This is a genomic window from Trichocoleus sp. FACHB-40, assembly GCF_014695915.1.
Classification (GTDB): Bacteria; Cyanobacteriota; Cyanobacteriia; order Cyanobacteriales; family FACHB-T130; genus Funiculus; species Funiculus sociatus.
The window spans coordinates 1-9,166 of sequence record NZ_JACJPF010000018.1 but is presented as its reverse complement, the minus strand read 5'-3'; the positions used below and the strand labels follow the sequence as shown (position 1 = coordinate 9,166).

Annotated in this window: 12 protein-coding genes and 1 pseudogene; 5 read left to right on the top strand and 8 right to left on the bottom strand. The window is 45.3% G+C overall.

The window, feature by feature from the left end; genetic code table 11:
- The 3 genes and pseudogenes from H6F63_RS30795 to H6F63_RS00500 all read right to left on the bottom strand — a co-directional run.
- Nucleotides 1–90 (bottom strand): annotated as a pseudogene (locus H6F63_RS30795) (MinD/ParA family protein); the annotation flags it as partial.
- A 134-nt stretch (nt 91–224) separates the two neighbouring features.
- Complete coding sequence (locus tag H6F63_RS00505; RefSeq protein WP_190633970.1) at nt 225–1,958, bottom strand: Nif11-like leader peptide family RiPP precursor; 1,734 nt, start codon at nt 1,956–1,958, stop codon at nt 225–227.
- Nucleotides 1,959–2,462: 504 nt separating this feature from the next.
- A complete protein-coding gene (locus tag H6F63_RS00500; protein WP_190633968.1) occupies nt 2,463–2,648 on the bottom strand; it encodes a hypothetical protein in 186 nt (61 codons plus the stop codon).
- A gap of 608 nt (nt 2,649–3,256) precedes the next feature.
- Here H6F63_RS00500 and H6F63_RS00495 point away from each other — a divergent pair.
- From H6F63_RS00495 to H6F63_RS00480, 4 genes are all read left to right on the top strand, one after another.
- Complete coding sequence (locus H6F63_RS00495; protein WP_190633967.1) at nt 3,257–3,601, top strand: class IIb bacteriocin, lactobin A/cerein 7B family; 345 nt, start codon at nt 3,257–3,259, stop codon at nt 3,599–3,601.
- 118 nt (nt 3,602–3,719) lie between these two features.
- Nucleotides 3,720–4,049 carry an NHLP leader peptide family RiPP precursor gene (locus H6F63_RS00490; protein WP_190633965.1) on the top strand — a complete coding sequence of 110 codons (330 nt, stop codon included), beginning with the start codon at nt 3,720–3,722 and terminating at the stop codon, nt 4,047–4,049.
- A gap of 104 nt (nt 4,050–4,153) precedes the next feature.
- Entirely contained in the window at nt 4,154–4,486 is a 333-nt protein-coding gene (locus H6F63_RS00485; RefSeq protein WP_190633963.1) for a hypothetical protein, read from the top strand.
- A 205-nt stretch (nt 4,487–4,691) separates the two neighbouring features.
- Nucleotides 4,692–4,895, top strand: coding sequence for a hypothetical protein (locus H6F63_RS00480; RefSeq protein ID WP_190633961.1), 204 nt, complete (start codon nt 4,692–4,694; stop codon nt 4,893–4,895).
- Nucleotides 4,896–5,061: 166 nt separating this feature from the next.
- Here H6F63_RS00480 and H6F63_RS29730 read toward each other — a convergent pair whose 3' ends face one another.
- Nucleotides 5,062–5,847 (bottom strand): hypothetical protein, encoded by a 786-nt coding sequence (locus H6F63_RS29730; protein WP_242019444.1) that lies wholly within the window; start codon nt 5,845–5,847, stop codon nt 5,062–5,064.
- A gap of 88 nt (nt 5,848–5,935) precedes the next feature.
- Complete coding sequence (locus H6F63_RS00470) at nt 5,936–6,442, bottom strand: NHLP leader peptide family RiPP precursor (RefSeq protein ID WP_190633959.1); 507 nt, start codon at nt 6,440–6,442, stop codon at nt 5,936–5,938.
- A gap of 16 nt (nt 6,443–6,458) precedes the next feature.
- On the opposite strand from H6F63_RS00470, the gene H6F63_RS00465 reads away from it, so the two are divergent.
- Nucleotides 6,459–6,617 carry a hypothetical protein gene (locus H6F63_RS00465; RefSeq protein WP_190633957.1) on the top strand — a complete coding sequence of 53 codons (159 nt, stop codon included), beginning with the start codon at nt 6,459–6,461 and terminating at the stop codon, nt 6,615–6,617.
- 188 nt (nt 6,618–6,805) lie between these two features.
- On the opposite strand, the gene H6F63_RS00460 is transcribed toward H6F63_RS00465, so the two are convergent.
- The 3 genes from H6F63_RS00460 to H6F63_RS00450 all read right to left on the bottom strand — a co-directional run.
- Complete coding sequence (locus tag H6F63_RS00460; protein WP_242019443.1) at nt 6,806–7,618, bottom strand: response regulator; 813 nt, start codon at nt 7,616–7,618, stop codon at nt 6,806–6,808.
- 108 nt (nt 7,619–7,726) lie between these two features.
- Nucleotides 7,727–8,098, bottom strand: a complete 372-nt coding sequence (locus H6F63_RS00455) for a response regulator (RefSeq protein ID WP_190633955.1) — start codon at nt 8,096–8,098, stop codon at nt 7,727–7,729.
- A 581-nt stretch (nt 8,099–8,679) separates the two neighbouring features.
- A partial coding sequence (locus H6F63_RS00450; protein ID WP_277876306.1) for a histidine kinase dimerization/phospho-acceptor domain-containing protein occupies nt 8,680–9,166 on the bottom strand: 487 nt, incomplete at its 5' end.

The following is a 9,166-nucleotide window of genomic DNA, read 5'->3' as shown; positions in this document are numbered from 1 at the left end:
ATGACGGGCTATAGTAGCCGCTAGGTTAGCCGTCAAGTTTGATTTACCAGTTCCACCACGGAACGAGTGAATAGATACTATTTTTGCCACAGCGTACCTCCAGGTATAAAACAATATAAAAGCTTTGATATGACCACTCTCGACAGCGTGCTGAGTTCTGGCGCAGGCTATCTGCCTGATTACAGCCACCCAAAAGTGGGAGTAGGTGTACCTTGGTTGCGGATTTATTTACCATCGTCTACCACTCGACCCTTGAGCTGTTGAACCCTTTGTTGCAATCGCTGGTAGTACTCCGTCTCAGTTTCACTAGCTGTTACCGATTGATTTCTGAGCTTTTGCACTTTTTTCTGCAACTGCTGAAAGTCATCCGTTTCCGTAATTTCAGCGACCTGGCGAACCTTTTTGGCTTCGTCAATCTCAACGCGCAGTTCCATCACCTGCTGTTTCAGGTTCTGCTCTCGTGCCTTCAACTTTTGAGCCATCTGTAGGAAGACGCGCACCAGTTGACCAATATCGTCCTGAGAGTGAGACACCTCAGCTAATCCTTGAGGCTCGAAATCGTCCTCTTCCAGTGCTTGTGCTGCCTTGGTGAGGGCGCGAATCGGTCTGACAATGCTCCGCGCTAGGAGCAGTGCTATGATTGTTGCGATCGCTCCTACTGCCAGTAAGCTGCGGCTATTTTGCCAGATTAGATGATTTAGGGGAGCGGTAAACTGTGCATCAGTTTTGTTCACTGCCAACACCCAGGGTTGCTCGTCTAGGGGAGCGAAGCCAACCATCTGGCGTGTCTGCTCCTGTGGGGAGTAATAACTGGTGTGACCGATTTCTTTAGTCCCCACCATCGCCGCTGCCAACTTTGGAATGTCCAAGCTCTCAATTTGCTCGATGCCATAAAGCCTGTCGGTCTCGACCTGCTTACGTTTCTCTGGCGGTAAGGGAGCCAAACTATGGTAGAGGAGAGACTTATCCGGGTGGCTGATGATTACCCCCTGCTGGTCAACCAAAAAGGCGTAGCTCCCAGAGCCTGCCTGTAGCGCATTTACAATCGCCCAGATTTCCTCTCCCTTGATTTTTAAGACTGCTACTCCCAGGATCTTGCCACTCTCAGACCGCACAGGGTGGGAGAAGTAAATGCCTGGTCGCCCACTGGTTGTACCAACTAGGACACTAGAGACGTAAGGCTGTCCCTGGATTGCCTGTTGAAAGTATTCGCGAAAGGCGTAGTTTTGACCCATGAATGTTGGATCGGTGGAAGCGAGGCCGCGCCCCTCTTTGTCTAGGAGATAAACAGCGTCATAGTCGGGGTTGGAGCGGAAGATGTTATCTAGCGATCGCTGCACGGAGGAGCGGAAGGTTCCTTGCTTCTCAGGCGTGGTAGAAGTGAGGAAACCTACCACATTCTTCTCAGTACTGACTTGAACCACAACGCGCTGGATATCGATGATTAGCTGGTCGAGGCGACTAGCGTTACTGGTGGCTAACAGTTCCAGTTTGCGGTATTCACTATCCTCTGCACTCTTCAGGCTCTGTTGGAGGTTGTAATAGGCAGTGAAGCTCATCGGTATGAGCGTAGCTGAGAGCAGTGCTACCGAGAGTTTAGTCCTGATAGACCAGCCAAGGGGGTTAAACAACCGACGCAAGTGCTTACCAAAGCCGATTGATTGCTCTAAACCCGACCATACTTTGCTGAGTGGTTGGTTGTTGAACGATGTCTGCTCCCCAGGGGCAGCCTTTAGCCCCCCAGCAATCGCCTCTAGCTGTGCGTCACTGAGTTTAGTGTCATCTGGCTCTGAGACTTGAGCCAAAGCAACTTTCCATTCTTGCTGTGTAAAAGTGTAGCCAGCAGCTCGTACAATTTCTAGGCATTTCTCATCACTGGCAGCGTTTCGGAGTTGTTTTTGGAACACTTCATCCGTAGCTACCCGCTCGTAAAAGGCTCTTGCGCTTTCAACAGACATAAATTTTAAAGAGGCTATTAAATGGGTTGCCTCAATCCCAGAGAGTGGCAGTAATCTCTGCTATGTCCAGGGACTGCTTCACTTTAATAAGAACGCTTAAGTCATTCTTGAGTAGAATGCCTTGGCGCTTTCAATAGACATATACCCTCCTCCTCTAGGCTGATATCTAATTGATATCTAGTAGCTTACGGGAGGCAATCTCTGACTACAATGCACCATCTTTCTATAAGACTGACAATTTTTTCGGTTCTGCTTAGTGTGCAGCAGGAGGCGATCACTGTGTTAATTCAAATAGGAGGCTGAGTCGCCAGTTATCATTAACTAAAATTGAGTTAGTTAAAAAAAAAAGATGTCTAAGAATTCTTCTGCATTACTTCACAGTAAGCTTTCTGAATCTTCAGACAACTAAGTTGCCAGACACTATTAGATAGATTTAGAGATGTTCTTAAATCGTATCTTATACATCTGAAACAAAATTATTATCTACGTCTGCTACATTATCAACTAAATCTTTGGTAATACATCCTTGACATCTGAAATCAAATCTTTGCCTGCGTCTATCACGTCACCAATAAAATCCTTGCCAGCATTTACTAGGGGTCTTTCCCCAGAACCACCAGCAACTGCCTCAAGCTCTTCATCAGATATCTGATTAGGCTCTTGGTTGGACTCTATTTGATTATTAGTCATGATTTTTTCTCCTTCTAATTTTGGGTTTACTCATCTGAACAACCATAGGTTAGTAATTCTGAGTAATCACTTATACTCCTGTTAAACCCATCAACTTCTTTCAAGCAAGTTGGGAGTTCAGATTGATATCTAATAGCTTAGGAAGTAAAAAAGCTGGGTTCAATGCACAATATTTATGTGGGAGTAGCAATTTTTTCGGTTTTGATTTAGATTCTGATGATAGTGAAATCCTCAAACTTCGCGTCATTAAGGCTTTTAACCAACTTTAAGCCAGACGAGCATTTCCCGTTTGCTATAGTGCCTGTTTGATTTTATATTGAAACCTCTATGCTTTTTACTTCAACTTTCTTCACAATACAGAATACAGCAGTATGTTTCGTCTAACAGCACACTAATTAAACTTGAACTTAACAGTCATTCGATTTGACGATATCAGATATATAAAAAATTGCTAGTCTGATCTAAAAATTGTTCATAGTATTTGCGTTTAAGTCCTTTTACTGTAATTAACAGAGTTAGGTGATTGAAAAATGAAGTAGTAATTCAAAACTACCTTATGGCTTCAATCAGCTATATCTAAGTGTTGTTTACTTAAAAGGATAGAAAACATGAGCGAACAAACTTCCCCACAGACTCGCCAAGATATCGAAGCACACATGATTGCTCAAGCCTGGAAGGATGAAGCTTACAAGCAGGAATTGCTGAGCAACCCCAAGGCTGTAATTGAACGTGAATTTGGCGTTCAACTGCCACATGAAGTGAACGTTCATGTGATGGAAGAGGATTCTAGCAATCTTTACTTTGTACTTCCAGCATGTCCCAACTTGTCGGGAGCAGAATTATCTGATGAGCAGTTGGAAACTGTAGCTGGTGGTGTTTTACCACTGATAGCAACAGGCGCAGCCATTTTTGTTGCTGGCGCTGTTGACGGCTATCTAGAAAACCAAGCTTGATTTTAAGCTGAAGCCAATTTAATGATTGAACAATGAGGTAATAAGAAAAACCACCTTAGGGTCAATTAGTCCAATCTGTAACCAAGCTCAATTTTATTCACTTTAGGAGATAAGAAACATGAGCGAACAAACTTCCCTACAGACTCGTAAAGATATCGAAGCACACATCATTGCCCAAGCTTGGAAGGATGAGGCTTACAAGAAGGAGCTGTTCAGCAACTCCAAGTCAATCATTGAACGGGAATTTGGTCTTCAACTACCTGCTCAGGTGAGTGTGCAAGTGCTGGAGGAGAACCCCACCGCCCTCTATTTCGTACTGCCAATGTGTCCCTCTAAGGAATTAACTGAGGAGCAATTAGAGGCTGTGGCTGGAGGTTTCCCTGTCGTAAGTGACATTTTCAACGCCGGCAAAGACTTGGGTGACACAATCTATGATGTGCTCCACTAATTAAGGTCTATGTGTAAGAAGGTGTCTGAAAAGTCGAAGTTACTAATATCAAGTAAGTTAATTTGATTAGAAACTACACTAACCAGCCAATGTTTTGTGAGTTTGTGACATTTAAGCATGGCAGTGTAGAGCTAGATCAGGGGCTTTTCAGACATTTTCTGAGGCAACTAGTTTCGTCTACAGTCATTCCCGAACTACTCAAAGCTAGATTGAGTGTTCCTTACTTAGCTACAGTTAGCTCAGTAAGATACTTATCTCCTGCTCTTGCTAAAAAAATCTGTGGTAAATTTATCATGCAGAAGAAAACACAAATTATTTCCGGCACACTAGTTTCAGTGATTCTGTTGTTTTTGCTTGCCGCTAATTTCTCTTCACTATACACGGTGGGAAAGGATTTTGGTCGCACTATCTATGAATCGTTTTCCAATCGCAAATAGAGCGCTTTGCACTAACTGGTTCCTAGTTGGATAAGCAAATATAGCAGAAAGTCTAGGGTAAAGTTATTATTATCCTTGTTATCTGAGCAGGAACTAGAGGCTGTAGCTGGTGGTATTGCAGCGCCAACGCTATCCATTTTGCCCAACACCTTCTCTAAATCATCTAGACTCTTAAAACTGCAATTAGCGATCAGTTCATTCGTCCGTGGTAAATGCTCTGCGGATTGTAACTCTGAAGAATAAGCAGGTAAAAATGGGTGGTGTCCTTGTCTGTTGTTGTCTAATTCATACTGAGGATACTCACATTGACAGAAATGCTCTAGAAAATCGGTTTAATGTCTTGCTGAAGATCCAAACATCTTACCCTCAGCACTACTGTGGCAATGCTCCCAGCATTATTCAAGGATGAGTCCTTCCGTTTTCTCTCTTCAATGACTAGAAACTTGGTACAGTTTCAAGCTTGGTATTGCTAAGGGAGGTAAATAGGGTAACCCAGTTCCCGAACGAGAACAAGAATCCCACCCCACGCTTTGTAAGCGGAGGGGTGGGTAGTGTCAATTTTCCTGCTGCATCACCTACTGCGATTGATTTGGAGCCGCTACTTGTCGTAACCAGTCGGACGCATAGTAGTTATCTGTCACCACTTGAGGACAGCGCTGACAAGCGGCTTTTCCTTCTTGCTGCCACCAGCGGCAATGCGGGCGAATCTGGCAGGCTGGCAGTGCTTCGACAACAGAAGGTAATTGCTCCACAATCCGCATAGCTAGGCGGCAACGAGAGCCATCAAAGTGCTTGCAGCCATGACCAGCACAAGTTGAAGCCATGCGGAAGACTTCTGTAGGTTCCACTGAACCAGATAATGCCAAGACATCCTCATCAACTGGCACTGCCTCGGTGAGATATCCAACCTGCGGCGCGGCTACGGTTCCTCCCACTACACCAAACACAACAGCCTCGCCAGCTTCTGGTCGTCCACTAGGGCAAAGAGGCATCGTAGCCAGATCAGGGACTGATGCTGTTGATTCACGACTACTGGAATCATTGCTACTTCGACTCAGGCGGGAGTCGGCTGATGTAGAAGTCTCTACAGACGATGCTGAATTGGCGATCGCGCGATCGCTTGTTTCAGGATTTTGAGGAATACCATTTGAGTTAAAGGGTTGCGGCACATACTCTTCAAACAAGCTTCTCCACCCACCAAGGCTGTAGGAGAAAGCCTGAACTGACCTGAGAATTCCAACAGAGCGAGCCTGAATCGCTCTTTTGCGAACCTGAAGGGCGGTATGTTCTAACTCTTCGGGTCTAATCCGCTCAGTTTGGCAAGTTAACTGATTTTGAGATGAGGAAATTGATTGTTCCACAGGGTTACTCCTCTGGTAAAGGTATGGGGGCTTCAATATACTTGAACCCCCCCAATAGTTGTTGAGATCGAGCCTTCGGAGATTAGAACTAATCAACTGCAATTAGACCCGCAATTAAGGGCTTGATAGGGAGTCCTGCTATACCACCTGCGACCATCTCCAGTTGGGAGTCACTCAGTTCTTCGTTAGTTGGATTTGCAGGGATGACCAGATGTTTGACAGTTGGCGTGTCTTCGTGAAAGCAAATGGTTAAAGCGTCAGGCACGTCTTCACCCGTTCCCTCTTTGATACCAGCCTTTGGGTTCTTGAGCAGTCTAGCTTTGAAAGCCTCATCAGCTAAGGCTTGTTGTATCACTTGGCTGATAATTGGATTTTGTCCCTCCAAGTTGTACCTTTCTAAATGCTCCTTTCTTGGCAAAATATAATTCTGTCGGTCTAGTCCATCTTCATGCACTTCAACCTTTACAGAATCGGGAACCTTCGCACCGATCTTAGCCAGTATGGGCTTGGGGTCTGCAATGAAGCCGTTTTTAAAGTCTTCATCAGCCCAGGCTCGTTCGAGAAGAGCTTCGTAGGAATTGATCTGAATTGTCATGATAAACCTTCGATGAATGCAAGTTAATTTGAGAGAAACTTTCCTTCTGCTCATAGGCAGCAGCACCTACGAGAATAACTACGCGGTGAGCGATCGCTGCCGACTTTACCAATCGCTGCTCCGTGCTGTTGAGAACTTGCGCTCCTCACATTCAGAACTGCTAATGGTTTCTTGAGCCTAAAAGCTTTGTCTAGATAGGCTCGTTTAAACCTAAGCTTAGAAGTCAAGTTAGCGCGATCGCATTGACAGATTTTTCGCTCTTGATTGATGATTTTTTCGCTGTTTCGTAAGTAGTCTTTTGCAAAAACTTTTTTGAGACGTAAAGCGCCTGTAAGACGTGAGCTACTTCTGCTAGATACTGAGCTAATTACGCTGCGCGTTGCGCCAGCCTTGGGGAGTAGTGCCGTGATATTGGCGAAACTGGCGGAAGAAATGACCTGCATTCTGATAGCCCACCGCCTCGGCAATCCTATCTACTGAGTGGTTAGTCTCCAGGAGCAAGGAACACGCCTCTACCATCCGGCGCTCAACAATCCAGCGGTTCACCGTTTTTCCCGTCTGATGTCGCACCAAGTCAGTTAAATAAGCCGGAGAGTAACGGACTGCTTTGGCTACATCCTTGAGGGTAATTGGTTGATGATAATTGGCATCAATAAAGTGGAAGACTTCACTCAACTTTGGGCTGGATGGAAAAATTGATTGAGGGGCTACCTGTTTTGCCGTGTCAGCAGGAGGTGGCTCTGCGATTCGTTGCACCTCAACAGCACACCATTGCCTGAGGGCTGCCTGTTTTTCCAGTCGAACTGCGATCGCTCTCAGTAATTCCTCTACCGTAGAGGGTTTAGTAAGATAGTCATCCGCTCCCAACTCCATCCCTTGGCGAAGCTCAGCCTTGGTACCCTTAGCAGTAAGAAAAATGAAAGGAATCATTGCTGTGACAGGGTCTTGGCGGAGCGTGCTTAGAACGCCGTAACCATCAAGTTCCGGCATCATAATGTCGCAAAGCACTAAGTCGGGAAACTGTTCCTGTACTCTCTGGACACCGACACGGCCATTTTCCGCACCGATCGCATCGAACCCTTCTTCCTCTAGGCTTTCTAGATAGATATCTCGGCTTTGTGCCTCATCTTCAATCACCAGAATCTTTTTCATTGTCTCCTCCTGATAGTTAGTCATTGTCAGTTGGAAAAATGAACAGAGGAGTTACTTCTGACGCCACTCGAAGAGCGCAATAGCAGCGTGACAGTAAACCTAGTGCCTCCGTCCTTCATCACGGCAATTTCCTCACCGTGTAAGTTCACAAACATTTGCGATCGCTCTCAATAAGTCCTCGGCTGTACAGGGCTTAGTGAGATAATCATCCGCTCCCAACTCCATGCCGTAGCGGCGTTCCGCCTCAGTAGTCTTAGCCGTAAGAAAAATGACAGGAATAATTGCAGTGACAGGGTCTTGGCGCAGCGTGCTTAAAACGCCGTAACCATCAAGTTCCGGCATCATAATGTCGCAAATCACCAAGTCAGGCAGATGTTCCTGTGTCAGATGGACGCCAACAAAGCCATTTTCTGCACTGATGGTGTAGAATCCTTCTGCCTCCAGGCATTCTAGATAGATATCTCGGGTTTGTGCCTCATCTTCAATTACTAAGATTTTTTTCATCGTTTTGTAGCTTCTCAATGTTTGCTGATTCATGTAAAAGGAAAAGAAACCCAGTTCCAAGTTGACCAGCCATTTTTTCAACCGCTGGTTCTGCTCTACGCTGTTGTTGACATAGTTAATTTGCTGGGCATAGCTTTCTGGAACGCTTTTTTCTGCTACCAGCTACAAATTTTTGCAACAGAGTCCTTCAAGTTCTCTAATCAATTTTTCGTTGTTCTTCAACTATGTCGAATTCTTCGCAAACGCCTTTACAACTAGAAACTAAAGGATGCAAAGTTTGATAACAATGCCTAATTCTTCGGTAAAACTAACGTTTTTTCGCTTCTACTATCTTTAATTTGAAAGAACACTTCTCCATCCCAGCGAGAGAGTTTCAAATCAACTGTGCTATCTAGAGGGGAATATTTGCTAGCTATTCGAGAGTAGATTCGTGAGAATGGGCTACAGTAGTTCTTCATTTATGCAGGCTGTTGAGCCAAGGCTTCCAAAGATAACGGTATGCTCGCTACTGTCGCTCAGTTGTATTTCTGCAACCAAGCTACAGCAGAATGGGTTTAAATCAATTGCTCTTGGAGTGAATGTTAGTTTTCCTGCTTCTGCTCTACAGATGATTTAACTTGATCTAACAACTGGCTGAGCTGTTCAACAGCTGTTCGGATGCGCTCGATATACGGTTGTTTTTTCTCCTCAGTCCATTGGTGGCTGTGACGCCTCAGTAAGCTGGTAGAGAATGAGACGATGTTTAGCAGGTTGCGGAATTCATGACGAAACACAGAGATAAAGTGCGCTCTCTGTTCGCCGAGTTCTTTTTCTTGTTGCAGAGTGGCGCGAATTTCTACTTCTGCTTGTTTGCGCCTGGTAATGTCGCGGACGAAGACATAGCCACACTCCCTGCCGTAGAATTCCAGATAGGTGACGGCGATCTCCACTGGAAAGCTCCGATCCTCCTTAGCCAGATGTAGAGATTCAAAGTAGAGGGAACCTTGCTGCTTGATAGTTCTCCAATACTCTGACCAAACTTTTGGCGAAAAGTCTGGGTCTACGTCGTGCATAGTCATCGAGAGCAAT

Coding starts and splice junctions, on each gene's coding strand:
- H6F63_RS00505 (WP_190633970.1), bottom strand. CDS start 1,958: ATGTCTGTTGAAAGCGCAAGAGCCTTTTACGAGCGGGTAGCTACGGAT.
- H6F63_RS00500 (WP_190633968.1), bottom strand. CDS start 2,648: ATGACTAATAATCAAATAGAGTCCAACCAAGAGCCTAATCAGATATCT.
- H6F63_RS00495 (WP_190633967.1), top strand. CDS start 3,257: ATGAGCGAACAAACTTCCCCACAGACTCGCCAAGATATCGAAGCACAC.
- H6F63_RS00490 (WP_190633965.1), top strand. CDS start 3,720: ATGAGCGAACAAACTTCCCTACAGACTCGTAAAGATATCGAAGCACAC.
- H6F63_RS00470 (WP_190633959.1), bottom strand. CDS start 6,442: ATGACAATTCAGATCAATTCCTACGAAGCTCTTCTCGAACGAGCCTGG.
- H6F63_RS00465 (WP_190633957.1), top strand. CDS start 6,459: ATGCAAGTTAATTTGAGAGAAACTTTCCTTCTGCTCATAGGCAGCAGC.
- H6F63_RS00460 (WP_242019443.1), bottom strand. CDS start 7,618: ATGACTAACTATCAGGAGGAGACAATGAAAAAGATTCTGGTGATTGAA.
- H6F63_RS00455 (WP_190633955.1), bottom strand. CDS start 8,098: ATGAAAAAAATCTTAGTAATTGAAGATGAGGCACAAACCCGAGATATC.